The organism is Bradyrhizobium sp. BRP19 (genome assembly GCF_020194195.1).
Lineage (GTDB): Bacteria > Pseudomonadota > Alphaproteobacteria > Rhizobiales > Xanthobacteraceae > Bradyrhizobium > Bradyrhizobium yuanmingense.
Window position 1 is genome coordinate 1 of the sequence record NZ_JADYVZ010000246.1, and the last position, 385, is coordinate 385.

The window sequence follows — 385 nt, forward strand, 5'->3', positions numbered from 1 at the left end:
ATGTTGGACCGCTTTGGGCGCGGCTGCCAAGCCGCATGCCGTGGTCAGTCGGAAACTGGTGTGATGCCGGCGCCGATCTCATTGAAGCCGTTGGCGTCGAGATGAACCCGCTCGCAAAGCTTACTCCGGCCGATCGGTCGCGGCTGGCGTTCCCTTCGCTGACGCCGCGCCAGATCGAGGTGGCGTCGTGGATTGCGCCGTGCAAGTCGAACGACGAGATCGCAGGCATCCTCGACGTCGGGGTCGACGCGATCAAGGCGCATATCAAAGCGATCAACAGCAAGATCGATTCTGACAGCCGCCGTGCGGCCATCGTCATCGCGCACACCACGCCACCTTTCGCCGATCTGCCGCCGTTATGGAAGCTTGGCCTTGAGGCGTGGGG

The 385-nt window shown here is 63.4% G+C and carries 1 protein-coding gene; it reads left to right on the forward strand.

What is annotated here, in order from left to right; genetic code table 11:
* Positions 1-35: 35 nt before the first annotated feature.
* A partial coding sequence (locus I6F36_RS39400; protein ID WP_225173340.1) for a helix-turn-helix transcriptional regulator occupies positions 36-385 on the forward strand: 350 nt, incomplete at its 3' end.